The organism is Paenibacillus medicaginis (genome assembly GCF_042138635.1).
Taxonomy (GTDB): domain Bacteria; phylum Bacillota; class Bacilli; order Paenibacillales; family Paenibacillaceae; genus Paenibacillus; species Paenibacillus medicaginis.
This window is the reverse complement of the sequence record NZ_JBHIRY010000005.1, coordinates 238,913-263,227: the sequence shown is the minus strand read 5'-3', so window position 1 is coordinate 263,227 and position 24,315 is coordinate 238,913. Positions and strand designations below refer to the sequence as shown.

Annotated in this window: 20 protein-coding genes and 1 rRNA gene; 3 read left to right on the top strand and 18 right to left on the bottom strand. The window is 50.9% G+C overall.

The window, feature by feature from the left end; genetic code table 11:
* The 3 genes from ACE5LO_RS08140 to ACE5LO_RS08130 form a co-directional block, all read right to left on the bottom strand.
* Positions 1 to 655, bottom strand: a 16S ribosomal RNA gene (locus tag ACE5LO_RS08140); the annotation flags it as partial.
* A gap of 401 nt (positions 656 to 1,056) precedes the next feature.
* Positions 1,057 to 2,658 carry an amidohydrolase gene (locus tag ACE5LO_RS08135; protein ID WP_375519525.1) on the bottom strand — a complete coding sequence of 534 codons (1,602 nt, stop codon included), beginning with the start codon at positions 2,656 to 2,658 and terminating at the stop codon, positions 1,057 to 1,059.
* Positions 2,655 to 3,362, bottom strand: a complete 708-nt coding sequence (locus ACE5LO_RS08130; protein ID WP_375519524.1) for a 4'-phosphopantetheinyl transferase family protein — start codon at positions 3,360 to 3,362, stop codon at positions 2,655 to 2,657. The genes ACE5LO_RS08135 and ACE5LO_RS08130 overlap by 4 nt, the downstream gene beginning before the upstream one ends.
* A gap of 264 nt (positions 3,363 to 3,626) precedes the next feature.
* Between ACE5LO_RS08130 and yhbH the strand changes: the two genes are divergently transcribed.
* A complete protein-coding gene (gene yhbH, locus ACE5LO_RS08125; RefSeq protein WP_375519523.1) occupies positions 3,627 to 4,787 on the top strand; it encodes a sporulation protein YhbH in 1,161 nt (386 codons plus the stop codon).
* Positions 4,788 to 4,929: 142 nt separating this feature from the next.
* The gene (locus ACE5LO_RS08120; RefSeq protein ID WP_375519522.1) at positions 4,930 to 6,372 is read left to right on the top strand and encodes a SpoVR family protein; all 1,443 of its coding nucleotides are present in this window, start codon (positions 4,930 to 4,932) and stop codon (positions 6,370 to 6,372) included.
* Between the two features lie 137 nt (positions 6,373 to 6,509).
* Here the strand turns inward: ACE5LO_RS08120 and ACE5LO_RS08115 are convergent, their stop codons facing one another.
* From ACE5LO_RS08115 to ACE5LO_RS08080, 8 genes are all read right to left on the bottom strand, one after another.
* Positions 6,510 to 7,526, bottom strand: a complete 1,017-nt coding sequence (locus tag ACE5LO_RS08115) for a PHP domain-containing protein (protein WP_375519521.1) — start codon at positions 7,524 to 7,526, stop codon at positions 6,510 to 6,512.
* On the bottom strand, positions 7,523 to 8,377 hold the full coding sequence (locus ACE5LO_RS08110) for an alkaline phosphatase family protein (protein WP_375519520.1): 855 nt from the start codon (positions 8,375 to 8,377) through the stop codon (positions 7,523 to 7,525). The genes ACE5LO_RS08115 and ACE5LO_RS08110 overlap by 4 nt, the downstream gene beginning before the upstream one ends.
* A 15-nt stretch (positions 8,378 to 8,392) precedes the next feature.
* Positions 8,393 to 9,178 carry a DeoR/GlpR family DNA-binding transcription regulator gene (locus ACE5LO_RS08105; RefSeq protein WP_375519519.1) on the bottom strand — a complete coding sequence of 262 codons (786 nt, stop codon included), beginning with the start codon at positions 9,176 to 9,178 and terminating at the stop codon, positions 8,393 to 8,395.
* Between the two features lie 3 nt (positions 9,179 to 9,181).
* Positions 9,182 to 10,216: an ABC transporter ATP-binding protein gene (locus ACE5LO_RS08100; protein ID WP_375519518.1), complete on the bottom strand. Its 1,035-nt coding sequence runs from the start codon at positions 10,214 to 10,216 to the stop codon at positions 9,182 to 9,184.
* A complete protein-coding gene (locus ACE5LO_RS08095; RefSeq protein ID WP_375519517.1) occupies positions 10,213 to 11,016 on the bottom strand; it encodes an ABC transporter permease in 804 nt (267 codons plus the stop codon). The genes ACE5LO_RS08100 and ACE5LO_RS08095 overlap by 4 nt, the downstream gene beginning before the upstream one ends.
* Complete coding sequence (locus tag ACE5LO_RS08090; protein ID WP_375519516.1) at positions 11,013 to 11,939, bottom strand: ABC transporter permease; 927 nt, start codon at positions 11,937 to 11,939, stop codon at positions 11,013 to 11,015. Before ACE5LO_RS08090 ends, ACE5LO_RS08095 begins: the two co-directional genes overlap by 4 nt.
* Before the next feature lie 101 nt (positions 11,940 to 12,040).
* Complete coding sequence (locus ACE5LO_RS08085) at positions 12,041 to 13,153, bottom strand: ABC transporter substrate-binding protein (protein ID WP_375519515.1); 1,113 nt, start codon at positions 13,151 to 13,153, stop codon at positions 12,041 to 12,043.
* A 306-nt stretch (positions 13,154 to 13,459) separates the two neighbouring features.
* Positions 13,460 to 14,191 (bottom strand): SDR family oxidoreductase, encoded by a 732-nt coding sequence (locus ACE5LO_RS08080; RefSeq protein WP_375519514.1) that lies wholly within the window; start codon positions 14,189 to 14,191, stop codon positions 13,460 to 13,462.
* A gap of 122 nt (positions 14,192 to 14,313) precedes the next feature.
* On the opposite strand from ACE5LO_RS08080, the gene ACE5LO_RS08075 reads away from it, so the two are divergent.
* A complete protein-coding gene (locus tag ACE5LO_RS08075) occupies positions 14,314 to 14,940 on the top strand; it encodes a TetR/AcrR family transcriptional regulator (RefSeq protein ID WP_375519513.1) in 627 nt (208 codons plus the stop codon).
* Between the two features lie 69 nt (positions 14,941 to 15,009).
* Here ACE5LO_RS08075 and ACE5LO_RS08070 read toward each other — a convergent pair whose 3' ends face one another.
* The 7 genes from ACE5LO_RS08070 to prkA all read right to left on the bottom strand — a co-directional run bounded on the left by ACE5LO_RS08070 (position 15,010) and on the right by prkA (position 24,235).
* Positions 15,010 to 16,221 (bottom strand): ABC transporter permease, encoded by a 1,212-nt coding sequence (locus tag ACE5LO_RS08070; RefSeq protein WP_375519512.1) that lies wholly within the window; start codon positions 16,219 to 16,221, stop codon positions 15,010 to 15,012.
* Entirely contained in the window at positions 16,218 to 16,940 is a 723-nt protein-coding gene (locus ACE5LO_RS08065) for an ABC transporter ATP-binding protein (protein WP_375519535.1), read from the bottom strand. The genes ACE5LO_RS08070 and ACE5LO_RS08065 overlap by 4 nt, the downstream gene beginning before the upstream one ends.
* Positions 16,940 to 18,565, bottom strand: a complete 1,626-nt coding sequence (locus tag ACE5LO_RS08060) for a beta-barrel domain-containing protein (RefSeq protein ID WP_375519511.1) — start codon at positions 18,563 to 18,565, stop codon at positions 16,940 to 16,942. The genes ACE5LO_RS08065 and ACE5LO_RS08060 overlap by 1 nt, the downstream gene beginning before the upstream one ends.
* A gap of 43 nt (positions 18,566 to 18,608) precedes the next feature.
* A complete protein-coding gene (locus tag ACE5LO_RS08055; protein ID WP_375519510.1) occupies positions 18,609 to 19,778 on the bottom strand; it encodes a TolC family protein in 1,170 nt (389 codons plus the stop codon).
* 122 nt (positions 19,779 to 19,900) lie between these two features.
* Entirely contained in the window at positions 19,901 to 21,340 is a 1,440-nt protein-coding gene (locus ACE5LO_RS08050; RefSeq protein WP_375519509.1) for a sensor histidine kinase, read from the bottom strand.
* The gene (locus ACE5LO_RS08045) at positions 21,324 to 22,007 is read right to left on the bottom strand and encodes a response regulator transcription factor (protein WP_375519508.1); all 684 of its coding nucleotides are present in this window, start codon (positions 22,005 to 22,007) and stop codon (positions 21,324 to 21,326) included. Before ACE5LO_RS08045 ends, ACE5LO_RS08050 begins: the two co-directional genes overlap by 17 nt.
* Positions 22,008 to 22,339: 332 nt before the next feature.
* A complete protein-coding gene (gene prkA, locus ACE5LO_RS08040) occupies positions 22,340 to 24,235 on the bottom strand; it encodes an ATP-dependent protease PrkA (protein WP_375519507.1) in 1,896 nt (631 codons plus the stop codon).
* Between the last annotated feature and the right edge of the window lie 80 nt (positions 24,236 to 24,315).

Here is a 24,315-nt window from a genome sequence, read left to right as displayed (position 1 = left end):
CCAGTTTCCAATGCGATCCGGGGTTGAGCCCCGGGCTTAAACATCAGACTTAAACGGCCGCCTGCGCGCGCTTTACGCCCAATAATTCCGGACAACGCTTGCCCCCTACGTATTACCGCGGCTGCTGGCACGTAGTTAGCCGGGGCTTTCTTCTCAGGTACCGTCACTCCTTAAGCAGTTACTCTTAAGGACGTTCTTCCCTGGCAACAGAGCTTTACGATCCGAAAACCTTCATCACTCACGCGGCGTTGCTCCGTCAGGCTTTCGCCCATTGCGGAAGATTCCCTACTGCTGCCTCCCGTAGGAGTCTGGGCCGTGTCTCAGTCCCAGTGTGGCCGATCACCCTCTCAGGTCGGCTACGCATCGTCGCCTTGGTAGGCCATTACCCCACCAACCAGCTAATGCGCCGCAGGCCCATCCTCAAGTGACAGATTGCTCCGTCTTTCATCGCTCTCCCATGCAGGAAAACGAATTATCCGGTATTAGCTACCGTTTCCGGTAGTTATCCCAGTCTCGAGGGCAGGTTGCCTACGTGTTACTCACCCGTCCGCCGCTAACTCTCGAAGAAGCAAGCTTCTTATCAAGTCCGCTCGACTTGCATGTATTAGGCACGCCGCCAGCGTTCGTCCTGAGCCAGGATCAAACTCTCCAATAAAGATGTTACGCAGTAACATCGACCTCACCGGATTTGGGTTCCACTCGACTGAGTGAATCAAATTGGGTGAGCATATTGCAAAAGCGATTAAGCTCATTTGAATCTGACGAGATTTAATATCTCAATTTCGCTCCGCCATTCATTCTGTCATAGACACGAACCAAATGGCTTTGCGTATCGGTTTTACGATGTAAAACCTACTCACTCGTTGTTCAGTTTTCAAAGATCAAACTTTTTTCCATCGCTTCAGCTCATCGCGTCAGCAACTTTTATATCTTAACACGCCTTATCCAACTTAGCAACCCCCTATTTCAAAAAAATCTTTCTTCTTTTTTTACCCATCCCATAACCGCTACAAACAATGAGGAGCTTTCACAACAAAAGCCCCTCTCTGATCCATATTATGCTTGATAAGCTACCGCACCGTTTACAACCGTCATAAGAACCTTCTGGCTCAGCAGTTCATCCGGAGATGCTTCAAAAATGTTCTGCTTTATAACTGTAAAATCAGCAGCATACCCTTCAGAAATCTTCCCGCGCAGGTCCGCTTCACCCGCTGCAGTCGCGCTCCCCGTTGTAAACAAATGTAATGCTTCCCCTATATTAAGCTTTTCTGCGGGCAGGTAACCGTCATGGGTTTCTTCGGGCTTACAGCGGGTAACTGCTGCATGGATTCCAAGGAACGGATCCAGCGGCTCAATGGGAGCATCGCTCCCCCCTGCACAGGCAATACCGGCATCAAGCAGCTTCCTCCATGCATACAAATGCCCGGTTCTACCAGGGCCGACTCTTTCAAGCACCCACGGAAAATCACTCGCCACAAACCTCGGCTGAATATCGGCGGCTAATCTGAGATGAGACATTCTTGCCACAAGTTGTTCATCCAGCACCTGAGCATGGATAAAGCGGTCAGGCAAACGTGCGGCCGAATCCAGCCGATGCTTTTCCAACGAGTTTAGAACCATATCGGCGGCCCCGTCTCCAATGGCATGTACTGCTATTGGAAATCCGGCCCCTCGTGCACCTGCAGTGATATGCTCCAGCTGCTCCTGTGTTAAAATCGCCATTCCCCTCGTTCCGGGCGCATCATGATATGGCTTGCGAAGCAGAGCGGTTCGACCTCCGATCGCTCCGTCGGCAAAAAGCTTCACCGCCCCAACAGCCAGCCACTCATCAATTACACCAGCCCCAACCCCCAGTTTCTGGGCCTCCTCAAGGAACGGATAATAGATCAATTGATGCGTTCTGAAGGCAAGCCCTTCCTCTCGCAGTTCGCTGTAAATACGAAGCATCGTCTCGATACTGCCGAGAAAGCGAAGATCCTCGGTATGGGCCGCTGTCAGGCCGAGACGCAACGCATCTTCACATGCCCGTTTTATACAGGCTTTTTTGACGGCATATTCAGGCTCCGGCTGAGCCTGGTTAAACGGCTGAGACGCTTCTTCATAAATCCAGCCGTTCAACCTTCCATGCTCATTCCGCCCATAGGCTCCAGACACCGGGTCAGAAGTATTCTCATCTACCCCCGCTCTCCGGAACGCCTCAGAATTACCAAGAAAGGCATGAAAGCAGGTACGGGTAAGAAAAACAGGATGTCTGTCCGTGACCGTGTCCAGTTCGTAGATGCTGGGAGCGACAGCAGGCTGGAAGGCATTTTCGTTCCAGTTCAGCCCCAGAATCCATTCGCCTGGCGGCGTCATTTCCGCCCGCTTGCGCAGCATTTCCAGCATTTCCGCCTTGGATTTTGCTTCGGTAAAATCAAGCATCCCCAACTTCATGCCATGCATGGAGAGATGCATATGCGAATCAACCAGCCCTGGCAACACATAAGCGCCTTCCCAGTCAACAGTACGATAACTCCGGCCGCTGAGCTGCAGCTTTAGGTCGTCTGTTTGTCCTATCGCAATGATTTTGCCGTTCTCAACGATAATCCCGTCTTCTTTGCCAATGCCTGTCGGAGCGGGAAAAGCAAGCTTGCCGTTTTTAAATAAGGTTAGACTCATAATAGCTCACGCTCCGATTCCAACGAACTCAATTGTATAGCTGTACAGGGAATAAAATGTACGGTGTCGGGAAACCGCTCATGGGGAGCAGCGACCGCTGCCTTATAACCCGCTTCGATGCTATATTGTTTAAAATATCGAAAAGGTGACTCCCACCCGTCGGTATGTATGACACCGCCAGTCTGACCGGCAGAGAACGTTACTTTTTTTAATGGAAGGTTAAGTCCGCGGCCATCGGCTTTGGCAAAGCTTTCTTTTAAAGTCCATAATTCATAAAAATAGTCCAGGCGCTCCTTTTCCGGACGCTGCATCAACGCTGCAAACTCCTGCTCCGAAAAGCAAATACGCCCCACCTCCAAATCAATGGACCGTATTTCTTCAATATCCACGCCTAACGGTTCGGTATCCATCGCACACAGTACCCATTTGCCGGCATGGGAAACATTGAACTGCAGCTCCGGATAGCCTTCTATGAAAGGCTTGCCATGCTGTGCTTGGGCAAAAATAATCTGATCGTTCGCCAGATTCAGCCGGCTGCATGCCAGCCAGCGCACCAGTACCTCGCCTCCGAGCCCCCGCAGAGCATCTTCTTTCCGGTGAAATCTTTGAAGACGATTTCTTTTCTCGGCAGGCACCCAGTCCAGCATTTGCTCATACCTTGCAGCCATAGCCTCTTCAGCTATATCCATCGCAAAAATTTCCATATAAGTCCCCCTTCTCTTCCGCTTTGTACATGACTATCTTAACAAAAAAGCCGACTGGGCTTCTATCCCGGCAAGTTTCGGTGTACCTGCAAGCGTATCATTTCTACATCAAGCCCGTATAAAATCTTCCCATCATGTATGTATTTTTGAGCCTGATCCGTGAATTTATATCCCACCCTATCACATATCAGACCGTTCCCTGAATATACTTAATAACCAAAGAATCAGCTTGAATGCAGTGAAATCCATAAGGGGGTGCCTGACATGTCAGAATTACGCCAGCCGTCGTTTGTTGTGTCCCGCGAAGATTGGTCGCTGCATCGCAAAGGGTACCAGGATCAACAGCGCCACCATCAGAAGGTAAAGGAAGTCATCAAACAGAATCTGCCTGATTTGATCACCGAAGAAAATATTATCATGTCCGACGGAAAACAAATCATCAAAGTTCCGATACGCAGTCTCGACGAATACCACATCATCTATAACTTTCAGAAGCAGAAACATGTAGGTCAAGGAGATGGTGACAGCCAGGTCGGCGATGTCATCGCCAGAGATCCCGCTGCCAAGCAGCCGGGTAAAGGGGAGAAGGCCGGCGACCAGCCGGGTTATGATATTACGGAAGCCGAAATCAGTCTGGAGGAGCTCGAGGATATTCTTTTTCAGGACATGGAGCTCCCGAATCTGAAGCGGAAAGATAAAGATGAAATGGAAGTTAAATCAATCGTTTTTAACGACATCCGCAAAAAGGGTATGCAGTCCAATATCGACAAAAAACGCACCATCATGGAAAATCTGCGCCGCAATGCACGGCAGGGCACCCCGGGAATTCACCATATCAGCCCCGACGACCTTCGCTACAAAACCTGGGAGGATAAAATCGTGCATCAGTCCAACGCCGTCATCATTGCCATGATGGACACATCAGGTTCCATGGGCTCATTCGAGAAATATTGTGCGCGCAGCTTCTTTTTCTGGATGACCCGGTTTCTGCGGCGCCAGTATGAAAAAGTGGAGATTGTATTCCTCGCCCATCATACCGAGGCCAAAGAGGTTACCGAAGAAGAATTTTTTACCCGCGGCGAAAGCGGGGGCACGATCTGCTCTTCAGCCTACGTCAAAGCATTGGAAATTATCGACAAGCGCTACCCTTCATCAAGCTATAACATCTACCCTTTTCACTTCTCCGACGGAGATAACCTGACCTCGGATAACGAACGCTGCGTCAAGCTCATCGGCGAACTGGTGAAGCGGAGCAACCTGTTCGGCTACGGAGAAGTCAACCAATATAACCGCAGCAGCACCCTGATGTCCGCCTACCGGCATATTAAAGCTGATCAGTTCATGTATTATGTCATCAAGGAAAAAGGCGAAGTATATCAGGCTCTGAAAGCCTTTTTCCGGAAAAGGGAAGAAAGTCCGGCCTAAAACCTTACGCGAGGAAGGCAGCTGCTCATCGGCAGCTGCCTCTTTGATTCACCTGCACACGGAAATTGTTCAACGTCCTCATATATCGGTTGTCCCCACATACAATGGGAAGAACCGTACTTCGACAAGCGGAGGGATTGCTATGACCCAAGATGAAATGGTCCTGCTGGAACGGTCGATTGCAGAAATTACCGAGATTGCGGCAGGCTTTGGCCTTGATTTTTATCCGATGCGTTATGAAATTTGCCCGGCAGACATTATATATACGTTCGGGGCTTACGGCATGCCGACCCGTTTCAATCATTGGAGCTTCGGTAAAAATTTTCAGAAAATGAAGATGCAATATGACTTCGGACTCAGCAAAATTTATGAGCTTGTGATCAATTCCAACCCCTGCTATGCCTTTCTGCTGGAGGGCAATTCCCTCATTCAAAACAAGCTGATTGTTGCGCACGTGCTGGCCCACTGCGATTTTTTCAAAAATAACGCACGCTTCTCAGCATCCAATCGCAACATGGTGGAAAGCATGTCAGCCACAGCCGAGCGGATCAGCAGCTATGAGCTTGAATATGGCACCGAAACTGTAGAATCGTTCATTGATGCCGTCCTGGCGGTCCAGGAGCATGTCGACCCGCAGCTGTTCAAGCCGCGCCAACTGGATAAGCAGCGTTATCTTGAGCTCAAAATGCAGGAGCAGAAACAGGCGGCCAAGGAATATCGTCCTCCCGGCCAATACGATGACCTCTGGGATTTGGATGACCTGAACGAGCCAGCTTCCAAAACTAAGGAGACGCAGACATTCTCTTTTCCACCCGAGCCCGAAAAGGATGTGGTCTGGTTTATTCAGGAATTCTCGGAAGTGCTTGAAGATTGGCAGCGGGACATCATGACCATGCTGCGCGATGAAATGCTGTACTTCTGGCCGCAAATGGAAACGAAAATCATGAATGAAGGCTGGGCCTCCTACTGGCATCAACGTATTATTCGTGAAATGGACCTTACCAGCGACGAGACGATTGAATTTGCGATGCTGAATGCCTCCGTGGTGCAGCCCTCCCGGCAAAGCCTCAACCCCTATTATCTCGGGCTGAAAATTTTTGAAGATATTGAACGGCGCTGGGACAATCCGACAGCGGAGGAGCAAGAGCGCAGCCGCCGGGTACCCAACCAGGGGCGTGCCAAAATCTTTGAAGTGCGGGAGTTTGATTCTGACATCTCATTTATCCGCAACTATATGACGAAACAGCTGGTGGAGGATCTGGATTTATATGTATTCGAAAAACGGGGGCCGGATTGGAAAATCACGGATAAGTCATGGGAAAATATCCGCGATCAGCTCGTCTTCTCCCGGGTTAACGGCGGAGTTCCCTACCTTGTTGTGCAGGATGGCGATTATATGCGGACTGGCGAGCTCGTTTTAAAGCATCACTATGAAGGTGTTGAGCTTGACCTTAAATATTTGGAGCGCACCCTTCCTCACCTTCATTCTCTATGGGGGAGAACTGTGCATCTGGAAACCATGGTGGAAGACAAAAAGGCCATGTTCTCCTATGATGGCAGCAAGCATCACCGGAAGTTTTTATAGCAGCCTGGTACCGAAAAGAAATCGCAGGCTCATGCTATTTCCAGCTTAAAAAAGGTCAAGAACAGGATGCTCAAATTTCCCCTGTTCTTGACCTTTTGAACTTGCATGTCCCCATACACCATACTGGTTGCGGGCATTTATACCGAATGGTCGGACAAACTGTCGATCGGCAAAGTATATGGCTTCCGCTCACGATAAATCGTTAATTCCTGGTAGCCTGCATCAAAGGCGGCTTGGGCGGCTTCATCCAGCAGCCTTCCGATATCATCGGGGAAGTGGGAATCCGAGGATAAGGTAACAGGAACGCCCAGTTCAGCAAGAACAGATAAAAACAACGGACTTGGGCAGCTTTCCGCCACCGGATATCGATAGGCTAATCCTGTATTGATCTCAGTCCCTACACCACTGCGAAGCATTTCTTCTGCCACCTCGCGGTAATATGGAAGCAGAACAGCTTCATCCGCCGGGCGGAAATTGAATACTTTGAGGTTGTCGGGATGAGCGATAAATTCAAACAGCCCTGATCTGCAGGCTCCCTTCAGAAGCTCAAAATAGCGGCCGTACGTCTCCAGCACGTCCATTTGCGCGAACCGATCCTGAGTATCCGGATTGTCAAACCCCCATCCATCCATATAATGGACAGAGCCAATGACATAATCCCAGTTATAGCCTGACAATAAACGGTCAAGCTCAGCCTCCCCGCCGGCGAAATAATCAGCCTCTATCCCGAGCAGTAGATCAGGACGATCTTTCTTGGCTTCCGTCACAAATGAAACAAACTCATCGAGAGACGCGACGCACACCTGATCCAGCCATTGTCGCTGAAGCAGACCGAGCGGGCTGTCGTCCAGCAGCAAATGCCTTTCATAATAGGATCTGCATTCACGAAACCGATAGAGATGATCCACGACCCCAAATACAGAAATACCCTTGGCTCGTCCAGCAGTCAGGTAACGGTCCAGCCAATCGTTGCTGAAGCAGCCCTGGCGCATTCGGTCACTCAACTGCCTGGTCAATTGCTCAGCCCACTCAATAGAATGATGCTCTTCCTTGCCGGACGAGCGGTTCGTGTTCCTCAGCGCGTCCAATGTTCGTGACAGCCAGCGATGTGAATAAGGCCCTTCTTCCAGATGAAAATGTAAATCTACCTTCAATGCGCTGCACTCCCCGCTTTTAAAGTTACCGCCGCTCGGATACTGTCCATAGAGCGCATAGCCGGTGAAGGTTCCAGACCCAGACATTGACAAATCAGCGGTGCCATGGCAAGCTGGGGCAGCAGCTGCCCTTCCTCAAGCTGAAAGGGAATATCAACGTTCATATACAACGGGACAAGCCGCTCCTCCACTACTGTTCCCCCATGCTGGCCGCTCGCGTTCATCCCGTGGTCGGCTGTGACAATGACCCGGTAGCCCTGCGTTAGCCATTCAGGAACCAGAACCGCCAGCAGTCCGTCAGCCGCTCTGACGGCAGCCTCATATTGCTTGCTGTCACCGCCGTACCGATGACCTGCATCATCTATATTCATCGAATGTATATACAGAAAATCAGGGCTATGGTGGACACGCAAATGCTCCGCATCCGCAAACAAATGGCTGTCCGGATAATGATCCTCGAAATAGAAAATGCCGTGCTGAATCGGCTTGCCCGCATCGTGCTGCTGACGATCCGTCAGCGGATTGAACGGAGCGGAGTTATACAGCTCGCTTACCCAATGATAGGCGGCCGCAGCCGTGATCAAATTCGCCTCTGTTGCCAAATGGAAGACACTTTTCTCCTTGCTCAGCCGGACCACCGAATTCGTAGTTATCCCATTTTGATGAGCCGGAACTCCTGTCAGCAGCACTTCATACAACGGTCGGGACAGACTCGGCAATTCGGACCACATCTGACGGCAGGCCAGTTCGCCCTGCTCGACCAAATGCTCCATGAAGCCCATATACTTTCTGGCTGCATCGTATCGCAAGCCATCGAGCACAACAACGATACATTTATTTTCTGAATACATCACTTTCTCCACCTCTCATTTCGCTTCAATCCATTGCAAATGACGGGACTTAATCAGTTGAAGCCATTCTTTCGGCGGGGGGACATTGCTGACTATGGTATGCACTTTGCGGATCGGCGCAATTTCCACAAATGCCTCCCGGCCGATTTTCGAGTCATCTGCGAGCACAATGGTTTGCCCGGCATTTTCCATCATCAGACGGGACATGCTTGTTTCCCCGATATCGTAGTCGCTGATTCCCCGCTTCACCGATATTCCGCCGATTGAAATAAACGCTTTATCCACACGAAACCGGGACAAGGTATGCTCGGCTACAGAACCCGACATGGATTGTTGCTCAGGATTCAAGTCTCCACCGATCACGATGATTTTCCCTGAAAAACGTCCGGAGTTTAAAGATTCCATTAAGTAATAAGCCACAGCGATGGAATTGGTCAGCACCGTGAGCCGCTCCCGGTCGGAAATAGCCTTGGCCAGCTCCAGCGCAGTCGTTCCAACGTCAACGACAATCGTATCGCCGGATGCAATCAATTCGACAGCCTTGCGGCCTATTCTCTCTTTTGCCTCTGCCTTTACCGTTTGGCGCTGCAAATAAGGAGGCTCATAAGCGCTTGGCTTGACGGTAATCGCCCCACCATACACCCGCTTCACAAGACCCTCCCTTTCCAGCAGAAGCAGATCGCGCCGCACCGTTTCCTCTGAAACCTCACACTGTACAGATATCTCCGCTACCTTTACCTGCCCCTCCAGTTTTAGCTGCTCCTGAATGAATCTCTTTCGCTCCTCCGACAAAATCGACATTCATCAGGCACCTTCCTTCTCCAGCTCCAATAAGTATGAGGGGTCAAGGCCGATGCATACTTGCTCTCCTTCCTCAGCCTGCAGTGAACGCCCGTCGTTTAACTGATCAATCGTCAAACGGATATCCGCCGCATCTACGGTGTAGCGCAAAATACTCCCCAGAATAGCTACGTTGTTTACCCTGCCTTCAACAACCTTCTGCTCTGATTCCGTCTCCCGGTCTGACGGCAGTAATGTGATCGCTTCAGGACGAACAGCGAAGCTATCTCCCGCTGCTTCCACCCCGCCGAAGAGACGGATGGCCTCTGCGCGAGTAAGCAGGTTGTAGCTGCCCATGAAGCGGGCGACAAATTCCGTTCTGGGCCGGGTATACAGGGTTTCCGGTGTTCCTTCCTGCACAATGCGGCCTTGATTCATCACACATACCCGATCCGACATCATCAGCGCTTCTTCCTGATCATGTGTAACGAAGATCGTCGTCATGTTAAAACGCTGCTGAATGTCTCGAATTTCCGTACGCAAGCTTTTGCGGATTTTGGCATCCAAAGCGCTGAGCGGTTCATCAAGCAGCAATACTTTGGGCTGAACAGCCAGGGAACGCGCCAATGCGACACGCTGCTGCTGTCCTCCGGACAACTGCTGGGGATACGAGTCCCGTTTCTCTTCCAGATCAACAACCGCCAGTAGTTCATCAGAACGCTTGCCACGCGTTTCCTTCGAAGCCCCCCGCATCTTCATGCCATATTCAATATTTTCTTTTACCGTAAGGTTCGGAAATAACGCATAGGATTGAAACACCATGCCCACCTCCCGGTTCCGTGGAGGCAGCTTGCCGATGTTTTTGTTGTCCAGGATAATGCTTCCTTCCTCGATCTCGGTAAGACCGGCAATACAGCGCAGCAGGGTGCTTTTGCCACAACCCGACGGACCAAGCAGCGTCACCAGCTCACCTTCACGGATTTGCAAATTCACCTGATCCAGCACCCGGGTTTCTCCAAACATCTTGCGAATCCCCCGCAAATCCAAATATGCACTCATGCCTGTGGCCCTCCATTCATTCGCTTGCCCAGCTTCATAAACACCGTAGACAAGATGAAAATGAAAATAAAATATGAAATTGCAATTGCGCTCGCCAAATGCCCGCTTGAATTCATTCGTTCAACCAAATAAATCTGCACGGTCTTGATATGCCCGCCCACCAGCATGTTGGTCAGCACAAATTCCCCGAACAATACAGAGAACGATAATAGGGTGGAGACAAGTACACCTGGCCAAATATTGGGGATGATCACACTGCGGAACGCATTGACCGTGCTTGCTCCCAGCAATTCGGCCGCATTTAACAGCTCCACCGCCGATACGGTGAGCAGGCTGTTGCGAATACCCTGGTACATATAAGGAAGAATTGCAACAAAATACGCTCCGATGAGCAGATAGACGGTACCTGAAATATTGAACGGCCCGCTGGAGTAAGCACGAATCAAGCCGACCGCCGCCACGACGCCGGGTACAGCATAAGGCAGCACAACGATGCCTTTCATCAGCACTTCCCATTTCGGAAAATAGACTGTAATGATAAAAACCGCCGGCAGCATAATGATCAGACTTAAAGCTACACTGATCAGACATAAATACAGGGAGGTCCACAAAGACTCAAGAAACTGCAAATCCTTGAACATCTCGCTAAACCATGCCAGCGTCCATTGGTCGGGAAGCAGACTGTCCTGCCAATTCAGGGCAAATGCGTACAGTCCGGTTACCGCCAAGGGCAGCAGCAAATAAATCATCAGAAGCAGCATGAGCAGCCGATTGATCCATCCCGCCCCGGAACCCGTCATGATCCCGCCTCCCCCTTTGTATTTTTCCAGAACTGCATTCGCGGGCTTCCGGGTTTTCGCACCGGCTTCTCCGCTCTTGCTGAACTGAACGCTTCCGTGCGTTTAGCCATTCTCGAATTGAGGAAAACGGCCAGAAACGTAGTTAAGGCAAGCACAACAGCCAGGGCGCTCCCTAGCTCCGGCTGATTGACCACATCCCCGGCAATCAGGGAGCTGATGCGGGTCGCCAGCAAATTATAGTTGCCCCCGACAAGTGCATAGGCGGTGGCGTAAGCGCCCATTGAATTTGCGAACAGAATACCCATCGTTCCAAAAATAGACGGCGCCAGCACAGGCAGGCCGATCGTTCTCCAGAACTGCCACGGGCTTGCTCCCAGCAGGGAAGCCGCCTCCTTCCACTGATCGCGGATTCCATAGAAAGACGGATAGAGCAGCAACAGTGAAAGCGGCACTTGAAAGTACACATAGACAAGAGCAAGCCCCGTCCAGCTGTACAAATTGAAATCATCAAATACGCTCCAGCCCCACTGCTGGAATAACAGCGTAAATATTCCGTTATTCCCGAGCAAAATAATATAAGCAAAGGCCAGCGGAATGCCGGAAAAATTGGATGTCATGTTGGAAACCATAAGCAGCCGGTCCCGTATGGCCGGAGCAAAGCGTGTGACCAAATACGCGCTGAATAATCCGATGACGATACCAGCAAGAGTAGAATATACGGAAATAAGAATGCTATTTTTAATAGCCTGCATATAATAGGAGCTTGTAAAAACAGTAACATACTGGGTGATCGTAAAGCCTGACTGGCCTTTCTCCTGCAAGCTTCCTGTCACCATGGACAATAACGGTACAAGTTGAAACGCCGCGATCATCAACGCAAAAGGAAGCAGTCCCAGAGCAAGCCAGCGGATCCTCTGTTTCACACCTTTCACTCTCCTACCTTAAAAATAAAGGGAACGCCTTCAACGGCACCAGAAGACGTTCCCTGAAATCCATAACAGCATGTCCTGAACTAGTTCATGTGCTAGTTCATGTGCACCAGCACACGTTCCTGCCACAACTGAGGAAGGGTCTTCGCGGTCTCTTCCCATACTTTGTAGTCATTTACTGGTTTAACATTTTTGTATTCATCGACAGGCAGGAGCTTGGCAGCCACATCTGCAGGCAGTTGAACATTGTCGCGGATCGGTCTGGCATAACCTTTCGCCAAATTGATCTGCCCTTCATCGCTCAAAATATATTCGCGGGCCATCCTGGCCGCGTTCGGATGGGGAGCCCATTTATTGATAATCGTCGCATAACCGCTCATGACGCTGCCTTCCTTAGGGATTACCACGTCAAATTGGTCCTTGTTAATGGCGTCTCTGTCGTTCAGATTGTTAAAATCCCACGCGATCATCACTTCCACTTCGCCCTTTTCGATATTGGCGCGGGAGCCTTCTGCGTTGGACAAGCGTCCTTGCTTGGCGAGCTCTTCAAAATAGGCGATGCCTGGTTCAATGTTCGACTCATCGCCGCCGTAAGCAATCGCTGCCGCCAATACGGCCATTTGCGCCTGAGCCGCTTTTGTTACGTCTCCAACGATGATTTTATAATCTCCGTTTTTCATGTCCTCCCAGCTTTGCGGAGGGTTCTGTACCTTGTTCTTATTGGTAAGAAAAGAAATCGTGCCTGTGTAACCAATGATCCAATGACCATCCTTGTCCTTGGCCCAGTCAGGGATCTCATCCCAGTACGAGGTTTTGTACGGCTGGGTGACACCTTGTTCAACCGCAACCGGCGCAAAAGCGCTGCCTACATCACCGATATCTGCGGTAGGATTGTTCTTCTCGGCTTCAAATTTGGCAATTTCCTCCGCGCTGGACATGTCCGTATCCGTGTGAGAAATGCCATACTTTGTATTCAGGTCCTCCCAGGTATCCTTCCAGTTCGCCCATGTATCCGGCATGCCAACACTGACGACCGTACCTTCTTTTTTAGCATTTGCCTCAATTTCCTCAAGCGTAAGTTGCTCTGTCTCCGCAGTTGCTTCAGCACCGGACGACTGATCTTGCGCTCCGCTACAAGCAGCAAGCAGCATCAGACATAAACTGAGCATCATTCCGAGAGACAACCATTTCCTGAACACAGATTTCATCGTTTCTCTTCCTCCAGTTTTGTTGGTTTTTGTGGATTATTATCTAATTGTTGTGGTTTTCATGGTTCAACTATAATTCTCTATTATTTAGGCAGCATTATATGAGCTGAACTCTTTTGTAAAAAACGAAAATCATTCTGCCGTGAGACGCAGTTTTGGATTTGGCGGTAAAAAAATAGATCGAGAACAGGGCAAGCTCCCCGTTGTTCTCGACCTATTTTTTCTTGTCTCTGGTGCCTGTTTCGGCATTTTATGGTGCTTTATGGTTAACTAAGTAGGTGCTGATGTGGTAAAATCTTCTACCGTTTAGATACCAGACAGGATTGCGCCACCCTCGACTTGAAGTACGGACCCGGTCGTGTATGTGTTTGTCGCCAAGTACACGTACGCCTCAGCGATCTCTTCGGGCTTTGCAACGTGCTGTATTAACAGTGACTGGGCAACCTTTTGGAACATCGCTGCAAGGCTTTCGGCGTCCATTCCCATTCCACTAAAAACAGGTGTATCCACCATCCCTGGCGACACAACGTTGACTCGTATCGGCGCCAAGTCCATCGCCAAAACGCGGGCAAGGCCCTCAATGGCTGTGTTTAGCGCAACCAGCGTCGAGGCGCCCTTTGTCGGTCGTGCGGCAAGTACACCAGAAGTCAGCGTGATCGACCCGGACTCCCTGATATAAGGAAAGGCGGCTTTCACTGTTGTGTATTGCCCCCAGAACTTGCCGTCAAACTCAGCCCTCGCAACATCGATTCCAAAAGAACCAAAGGGCCCATTGGAAGACCCACCCCCGGCAGCGGTAACGACAAGATGATCGAAGTAACCAATCTTTTCAAAGAACTGTTTCATCCGGCTTTCATCCTGGAAATCCAGGGCGTACCCTTGTGCTGTCCCGAGCTCCTTCACTGCCGCGTCTACTTTCTCTTGTGAGCGGCTGGCAACGATGACCTGAGCACCTCGAGAAAGAAATGATTTCGCGGTCGCCAAACCAATGCCCGAAGTACCGCCCACGATTACGGCTCGATGATTTTGCAATGACATGTTTCATACCTCCAGTATAGAGTGATTTTCCAAAACGGAATTATTACTCCGTTTATTATACGGAACTAAAACTCCGTTTGTCAATTTAGTGTATAATGGGTTTGTGAGAGGGGGGCATTCCTATGCCAAAAAAAGAGGCTTCACACGCTCAAGAAGATAAGGGTTCAAATCCAATCGGTGCAGTTACAACGGGAAAATCATTACGGGCGGACGCTAGACGAAACAAAGAGCGTATACTCGACGTTGCAACAAAAGTCTTCGCCACTGAGGGATTGGAGGTTCCAATAGATGAAATTGCCAATCGTGCGGGAATGGGGATTGGAACGGTATATCGTCACTTTCCGACGAAAGAAGAGTTAATTGAAGCTGTGGTTTTCAGTTTTAAGCAACGTCTCATCGAGAAAGCAAGAGAGATGCTTGAGCATGACGATCCAGGTCAGGCTTTTTTTAACTTTCTGTCACTAATTGTGAGAGAAAGCACGGGCAACAAAGCGCTGATCGCCGCTCTGGCCCGTTCTGGTGCAGACAGCCCTCGTCCGCTCTCTGGCATCTCCCTGGATTTTCAAAATGCGCTAGGGGAACTACTGAATTGCGCGCAGCAAGCGGGTTCAGTTCGCAATGACATTCAAGTAACCGATATCACAGCTATTCTGTTTGGTGTTATGCGGACTTTTGAATACAATAATGATTCCGGTTTAGCGGAGCGCATCCTGTCGGTTGTATGCGACGGGTTACGTGGCCGTTGCTGAACTGACTGATGAAGCAACATTGGTAGGAATGGTTCGTTCCTTGAGCGTCTAAGAACATCCAGCGTCAGATCATTCGTACCGCAGCGCGTCAATCGGCTTCAGCTGTGCCGCTTTCCGGGCCGGATACACCCCGAAAATAATGCCAACCGCCATAGACGACAGGAAGGAATAAAGGGTCGGTTCAAGCGTCAGCTCGATGGACAAATTCGCCACTTTCTCAAGCAGCTTGGCCGTGCCCAGTCCAAACAGCACGCCTGCTACCCCGCCCATCAGGCTCAGAATAACAGCTTCGATCAGGAATTGACGCATGATGTCTCCGCGCTTGGCCCCGATCGCTTTGCGAATGCCGATCTCCCTCGTCCGTTCCGTAACGGATACGAGCATGATGTTCATAATGCCAATTCCGCCAACGACGAGTGAGATGGCGGCAATACCTGAAAGCAAAGTGGTCATGACGCTGCTTACGCTCTCTGCGGTTTCCAGAATTTGCGACTGATTGGTAATCTGGAAATCATCCTCCTCACTGGACATCAGTCCGTGAGAGGTCCGCAATGCCGAGGTAATTTCATTTTGCGCCTGGGTCATCGCTTCGGCCGATACGGCGGAAGCATAGATGGTCCGGATCGTGCTAATGCCCAGCCTGGCCTGTGCCGTGGTTACTGGAACGATGATCCGGTCATCGTTATTGGTCACACCTGAGCTTCCCTGAGACTTCAATACCCCGATCACGGTAAAGGGAACCTGATTCATTTCGATTCTTTCGCCGATCGGGTTCGGATTCGAAGGAAACAGATTGGTTACCACCTCGCTGCCGATGACAGCGACATTTTCGTGATTGTTATATTCATAGTTGTTAAAGAACCTTCCGGATTGCACGGAAGTGCTGCGTACTTCAAGAAAAGACATGCCGGTGCCTTCCACGCTTGTGTTATAGTTCTCCGATCCGGCCACAACCTGCAGATTGGAGGTCGCGCTCGGCACAGCGCCGGCCACGCTGTCCTCCGCCGTAATGGCAACCACATCCTTCAGCTTCAGGGTATTTGAAGAACCAAAACCCATGTTAATCCCTCCTGAGCTGGACTGCCCTGGAGAGATAATGAGCAGATTGCTGCCAAGCCCGCTGATCTGGGAGGTTACGCTTGAGGACGAGCCTTTACCGATCGCAACCATGGCGATCACCGCAGCGACACCGATAATGATGCCCAGCATCGTCAGAAATGAGCGCAGCTTGTTGGACTGTATGCTGCGGATGGATACACGGATGATTTCCAGGAAGCTCATCGCACCCACTCCTTCTGTCCGGCAATGACCCGGTTTGGCACCTGCACGTCCGATACCACCTGACCATCGCGGAAGTGAATGTTGCGCTTGGCATATGCCGCAATTTCCGGTTCATGAGTGACAATGATGACCGTCTTGCCCCTATCGTTCATCCGTTGGAAAATCCCCATGATATCTGCAGTCGTTTTTGTATCCAGCGCACCGGTTGGTTCATCTGCCAGAATGATGACCGGATCATTGACGATGGCCCGTGCAATGGAGACACGCTGCTGCTGACCGCCGGACAGCTCATTAGGTTTGTTGTACAGCCTTTCGCCAAGACCGACGCTGTTCAAAGCCTCAATAGCCCGCCTGCGCCGCTCACGGGCAGGGATGCCCCCATACATCATCGGAAGCTCCACATTGGAGATTGCTGTCGTGCGTGGCAGCAGGTTAAAGCTTTGAAATACAAAGCCGATTTTCTGGTTGCGGATCATAGCAAGCTCATCGTCATGGGCATCCAGGATGGAATATCCATCGAGAAAAAAACGGCCTGATGTCGGCTTATCCAGACAACCAATCATGTTCATCATCGTGGATTTCCCCGACCCGGAGGGGCCCATAATGGTGACGAAATCGCCCTCCTCAATGCTCAGGTTTACACCCCGCAGCGCATGAATTTCCTGATCCGCTATCTTATATATTTTTCTGAGATCGTCGATTTGGATGACTGGTTTTATCATGGTCGGCCACCCGCTCTGCCGCCTGAGAATCCGCCACCACTGCCCTGGAATCCGCCGCCTCCCATACCGCCCCCCATAAAGGTGCGCTGCTGCTGATTATTGCTGGAGGTGGACGAAATGCTGGTCTGGGCCGGGATGGTGACCGTATCGTTTTCGCTCAGGCCGGAAGTGATTTCAATCTTGTCGGCTGTATAATATCCAACCTCCACAGGCGTAAACTGAATGCCGCCGCTGCTGCCTTGAGCAGCCTGCCGTCTGGCGGTACCGCCTCTTTGATTTTCCGCCGTATTTCCCGCTTCACCGTTGTCGGCCGCGCCCGTGGCATTGGGCTGTCCGCCCGTTACCAGCATAACCCCGTCCTGATCTCCACGGGAAATCAGAGCCGTTGCAGGAATGTAGAGCACATCTTCGTGTGTGCCCTGATTGATCGTTACGTCCATGGTCATGCCGGTTTTCAGCTTGCCGTCCTTGTTCGTAATCGATAAATTCACCTCATAGGTCGTTACCCCCGAATCTGTCGTTGCTTCCGGGGAAATGGAGGTTACCTTTCCAGCAAAGGTTTCATCCGGATACGTATCCGTTACGAATGTGGCAGTCTGCCCGACCTCGACGGAGCCGATGTCACTTTCACTCACCGCCGCGCTGACATTGAGCGTAGTTGCATTGGAGTTGTTCATTACAATGAACGGTGATTCAGGAGCCGTGCCCACATCGCCATTGACCTGTAAAATCACCCCGGCCCACGGAGCCGTCAGCAGCAGCTTGTCGAGGTCGCTTTTACTTTGCGCAAGCTTCGTCTCTGCTTGCTGAACAGAGGATTTGGCCTGCACGAGTGACGTCTCCTTCGGCGGGGACAACAGCTCCTTCATTTGAGCCACCGCCGAGTCATAAGATATCTGAGCTTCCTTGATCGCCTGCTCATTCGAGTTTACCGTATTGTTGTGCTGCAGCAGCGCACTGTCATATTCATCCTGCGCACTGTCTACCGCATCCTGGGCTGTTTTCAGCTCCGAGGCCGAGATGGCGTCTGCATCATACAAATACTGCTGATCCTCCAGCTCCTGCTGGGCGGATGCCAGCGCCTTCTCGGTCTTATCCAAGCTCATCTTGGCGGATTGCACATCCGTGGAATTTTTCGCCGACTCAAGCGTCAGTTCCGCCTTGTCTACGCTGGCCTGCTGCTGGTCGATTTCTGCGGCCGTTGCTGTTTCCTGGGCTTCCGCCAGGTTCGCTTTGGCGACTTCCAGATTGGCTTCAGCTTCCCGTACCGCCTGCCCGGCATCAGTGCTGTCGAGCCGCGCAAGCACCTGTCCGGCTTTGACTACATCGCCAACTTTAACATTGACCCCCGTCAGCTTGGTATCCTCCGAAGAGGTGAAATTCAAATTGATCTCCTTGGACGCCTCCACCGTACCGGTAACTTCCAGTGTCTTGCTTACGTCCCCGCGCTGCACCTGAACCGTCTGGTTCACAGGGGTCATGGCCGGCTGCTCATTCATTTTCAGATAACCGTACACTCCTGCTGCTGCAGCGACTACCACAATTCCCGAAATGATAAGCGTTTTTTTCCTGCGTCTTCTTCTTAACCCGCTTAGCGGGTCCGCCACTGCCGATTCTGCCATCCGACTTTCCCTCCATTATTTAAAAACAGCTTGTTTTATTCCGTTATGAAATCCAAGGCTGATCCAATACCCGCTGTGCCTCGTCGATTTGCAATACCATATCTTCCAGCTTCCGCTGTGCCTGGTTTACACTTTGCTCCGCCTTCTTGACCTCCAGCTTGGTGATCAGGCCGCGCGCGTATTTTTTATCGGCCAGCTTCAGCGCGTCCTGTGCTGTCGCCAGAGTAGTCTGCTGCTGATCATACTGATCATGTAAATTTTGCAGATTGTAGTAAGTGCTGCTGGTGGATTCCGCGAGCTCCCTTTTACTTTGTGTCAGTGCCTGATTAGCTTCATCCACACTCATCTCGGTCAGCTCTAAATCTCCATCACTGTTGTAGGAAAAAAACTTAAGATCCAGTTTAGCGGACTCCACATTCTGCTCCTTGTCCCATATGGTCGGGTCCTCACTAATCATTTTTTGTGTGTATGCCTCCAGGTCAAGCTTCTGCAGAGGTATGTATACAGCGCGATCGGTCAGATTATAGACAGTATCCGTCTCCGCGCCAATGGCATGATTCAGAGCCTCGCGTTCCTGAACCAGTGCCGATTGCGCTGCTGCCAGCGCTTGCTCCGCCTCAATACGGGCCTGGATCACAGACTTGTTCTCGGTGACGGAAATTTTGCCTTTCTCCGCCTTGGCAACCGCCGCCTTCTCTTCCGAACGGGCAATATCAAGCGACTCCTCGGCTTCTTTCACGCTGCTTTCCGCCGACAGCACCTTGTAATAAGCCTGCACCATGCTGTATGCGATCTGCTGTTTTACTGTGTCGATATTTTTGGATGCCGCGATATACGACATATTGGACTGCGTATAGCTTTTCCATGCCGAAACAGCCTCAGCGTTTCCTGAGCCATCCGTGGGAATATACTCCAAATTGTCGGCTGCATTTTCGAGAGAAATGCCGTTGCGTTTATATGTATTTAACGCTTGCTGCAGGCTGTAGCTGTTTTCAATCCCGAGCTGAATCGCCTCTGCAAGCGTCAAGTCCGATTCACCCGCGTAGGTCGCCTCTGCCACCGACACGGCTGCAGACGCAGCGGCAACAGAGGCCGAGGTGCCGGAAGCCACAACCTTACTCGTTTCGCCCGCCACAGCCGTCTCCGCATGGGCAGGCAGGACATTTACCGACAAAGTGCACAACAGCACTGCTGCGGCCGCCTGCTTTTTCATAACCTCATCATCTCCTTTGTATTGCTCTTTTCCTGGTCATTCTAGAAATGAAATGTGTCAAACAGATGTCCAACTTAACAAAAAAAGAATGCCCCAACCCGTTCGGTCGAGACATCCTGTTGTTACTCTTCTGTTTTATTGGTGCCGCACAGGACTACACGAAAAACGGTTATCCCGCTGTCGCTTTGCCGCAGCACCAAATCGCCGCCGAGGGATCTGGCCATCATCCGGCTGAACGGAAGGCCAATTCCCAGTCCACGTACGATATTCTTCTTGTCTTTCCCACGATAAAATCTTTCAAATATTAGCGCTTGCTCCACCTGTGGAATACCGGCTCCCCAGTCTGTAACGTCAATTTGTGCCTTCCCGTTCTCATCAGACAAGGCGACTTCAATTCTAGCCGGCTTATGGACGGCTGCCTGCCTTGCATTATTCAGCAAATTGTACAAAATTTGCTGCACCCGTAAAGGATCCGTATCCAGCAGGATTTCCTTGCAGGGCAAGCTCAGCTGAATGTCAACCTCGTCGGCATCCTGTATCATCTGCCATTGCCGGACAAGCTCGCTCAGCAGCTCATTCATGTGGGTATGTTCTTTGTGAACCTTAACGTCTCCGGTTGCAAATGAGTTGAAATCGAGCAGATCCTCCACCATGCTTTGCAGCCTGTCCGTTTCTTTACGGCAGATGGCGAGAAACTCCTTAGCTTCATCGCCTGTGACAATGTCCTCCTGTACCGCCTGAATCAATCCGCTGATGGAGGTGACCGGTGTTTTCAATTCATGGGTTACACCTGCCAGCAGTTCAGTTCTCATATGCTCCAGATGCTTTAAGCGGTCCGCCATTTCCTCAAACGAGGTCATCAGCTCGTAAAATTCACGCTCCCTGACGTCTTTTTGCAGCTTTACGTCATAATTGCCCGCAACAATTTGTTCGGCTGCTTCCGCCAGCACACCGATCGGATGGGACAGCTTGCGGGTCAGCAGATAAATGACTCCCCAGCCCAGCAGCCCAAGACTAAGCAGCAGGATGACCAGCATTCGCAGCTGCCACGGATCGCCGACCAGAACTTTTTCCGGCTGCAGGATGACCACCCAGCCAACAGTTTTGTCGTTATACCGGATTTCTTTTTGCACTGCGTAAAATTTTATTCCGGGACGGGGACCTGCGGCGATCATCTCCACCCTGTTGCTGGTGCCGATAATGCTCTCCACCTTCTCAAGCAAATTGTGAGGCAGTTCGGGAAAGCTGCCGGACAGGATCTGCTTGTCCTTATCCAGAATGAGAAATCTCGGGGCTTCGTTAAACGGAATCATTCGTCGTCTTCGCTCCATATCCCGGAATAACTCCGGTCCAAGCCTCATCTGCCCATAATCGTCCACAATCCGGTCCGCCATCTCGGCAGCGAGCAGCTCCATAAAATCAAGCTGCTTTTGCTGCTCGTAATATCGTAATCCGCCAAATGATAGAATACCGATCGTAAGCAGGCCTATACATAAAGTCAGCAAATAACGTGTAGTCCAATAGCGAAGCAGCGAAGTTTTCTCTCTACGATTCCTGAACACAGAACTGATACCCCAATCCCCGTAATGTGCGGATTTCTCCCTCTTCCGCCGGCCAGCCTTCCAGCGTTTTGCGAATCCGTTTCACCGCCAAATCCACGGCCCGGTCACTGCCGTCATAGTCCATGCTCCATACCTGGTCCAGCAGATGATTACGGGTAAAGGTCTGATTCGGGTGCTTGGCCAAAAATAACAGCAGCGCCAGGTCCCGGGGCGTAAAATGCAGCTCTCCGTCTCCCAAATGCACCGAATGAGCCATAAAGTTCACCTTCAGACTCCCGAAGCTGCGCTGGTCCTGATTCTGTGCGCCGTTGCTGCGTCTCAGAACGGTTCGGACTCTCGCAACAACCTCTTCGCCGACAAAAGGCTTCGTGATATAATCATCTGCTCCAAGATCCAAGCCTTTCAGCTTATGATCCGTCTGCCCGAGCGCCGTAAGCATAATGACCGGGCACTGGCTGTGCCTGCGTATTTCCTCAAGCAGAAACCACCCGTCATAATCCGGAAGCATGACATCCAGTAATATTAAGGCTGGTTTGAGCATTTGCTCCCTGCTTAACGCCTCTCTGCCTGTAAATGCCTGCTCGACAAGGTAACCAGCCTTTTCAAGATACGCCTTTAATACCCGCGAAATGGATAGTTCGTCCTCCACCACCAAGATCACTTCCATCGGTTCAATCACTCCAAGCTCTGCCTGCCTTCGTTTTCGAACATTATACTCTATGACGTTTCAAGGCTTCAAAGCTTATTCGGCATGTCAGGTTATCGCACCTGATTAGGGCTGTTCCACATCACTTCAGGTTTCTAAAAAGAGCGATTATTGGTGGTCGAATTCCCACCAATAATCGCTCTTTTTTCCATATATGCCGTTAAGTAGGGGAATGCACGGAACAGCGTAGAGAACGAAGCCATTCCGGAAAAGCGACAGCGTTCGCCTTTGGCCCGGAGGGTCAACAGCGATGGTAGGAATGCTTCGTTCTCGGAGCGTCTCACAGTGCTCGTTCACCGGTTAAGCAGACTCCCCACATAACGCAGCAGGTCATTGGCACTGGTGGCCGTATAGCCGTGCTCCTCCACGAGTCTTTTAATCACTTCATTCATGCGCTTTAACTGATCTGCATCAGGCGTCTTGGTTGAAGTTGTGATCTTCACAATATCCTTCAAATCCGCAAACAGCTTTTTCTCAATCGCCTCGCGCAGCCTGTCATGATTATGGTACTCGAATTTTCTCCCCTTCCGGGAATACGCCGAGATCCGGATCAGAATTTCCTCACGGAACGCTTTTTTGGCATTTTCGGACACACCGATCTGCTCCTCGATGGAACGCATTAACCGCTCATCCGGGTCCATCTCCTCATCCGTGAGCGGATCGCGGATTTTCGTCCAGTTGCAGAACGCCTCTATATTATCCATATAGTTCTCAAACAAGGTTCTGGCCGATTCCTCGAAAGAATAAACAAACGCCTTCTGCACTTCTTTTTTGGCCAGTTCGTCGTATTCCTTGCGCGCGATGGAGATGAAGTTTAGATAACGCTCCCTCTCCTCCTTGGTGATGGAGGCATGCTGATCCAGCCCATCCTTAATCGCACGCAATATATCAAGCGCATTGATACATTCCAGATCCTGCTTGATCAGGGCGCTAGAAATCCGGTTGATGACATAACGCGGATCGACACCGGACATGCCCTCCTCCAGAAATTCATTCTGCATTTCCTTCAGGTCGGCATCCTTATAACCCTCGACCTCCTGCCCGTCATACATGCGCATTTTCTTGACCAGATCCATGCCCTGCTTTTTACTCTCCTTAAGGCGTGTCAATATGGAGAAGATCGCAGCCGCCCTGAGCGCATGCGGTGCGATGTGCACATGCTTCATATCGCTTTGCTGAATAAGCTTGTGGTAAATCTTCTCTTCGTCGGAGACCTTCAGATTGTACGGGACCGGCATGACAATCATCCGCGACTGCAAAGCCTCGTTTTTCTTGTTTGCGATGAACGATTTGTACTCCGCTTCATTCGTGTGGGCAATGATCAGCTCATCGGCACTGATCAGTGCAAACCGTCCTGCCTTGAAATTGCCCTCCTGGGTCAGGGACAGCAGGTTCCACAGAAATTTCTCGTCACATTTGAGCATCTCCTGGAACTCCATCAGTCCGCGGTTCGCTTTGTTCAATTCTCCGTCAAAACGATAGGCGCGCGGGTCGGATTCCGAGCCATATTCCGTAATGGTGGAAAAGTCGATACTGCCGGTTAGATCGGCAATATCCTGGGATTTCGGATCCGAGGGGCTGAACGTTCCGATGCCGACGCGGTTGTCCTCGGAAATGAGCACTCTTTTGACCTTTACGTTCTCAATGTTGCCGTCATACTCCGTCCGCAGCCTCATTTGACAAGAAGGGCACAGATTCCCCTCGATGCGCACCCCCAATTCTTGCTCCACCTCCGGCCGCAGCTCATGAGGAATGAGATGCAGGGGCTCCTCATGCATGGGGCAGCCATCTATGGCATAAACAGCTCCTTTATCAGTGCGGGAAAACTGCTCAAGCCCGCGTTTCAGCATGGCAACGAGCGTTGATTTGCCACCGCTGACCGGCCCCATAAGCAGCAAAATGCGCTTGCGGACGTCCAGCCGCTTGGCCGCAGAATGAAAATATTCCTCCACCAGCTTTTCAACGGCCCTGTCCAGACCGAAAAGCTCCTGTTCAAAAAACTTGTATCCCTTGTATGGTCCGGAACTGTCCACCCCATAGGATTTGATCATTTCATATACCCGGGCATGGGCGGTCATCGCAGGAGTAGGGTCCTTGCTGAGAATTTCGATGTAATCCCGAAAAGTACCGGCCCAGGCGAGCCGTTCGCTCTCCGCCTGATATTGCGCAACTCGCTCAAAAATCTTCATGTCGTACCTCCCATGGCTTCCTTAATCATGTTCCCGACAACCGGACTGTAAAAGTTCGTATCTTTTTAAGGCAAAAGTGT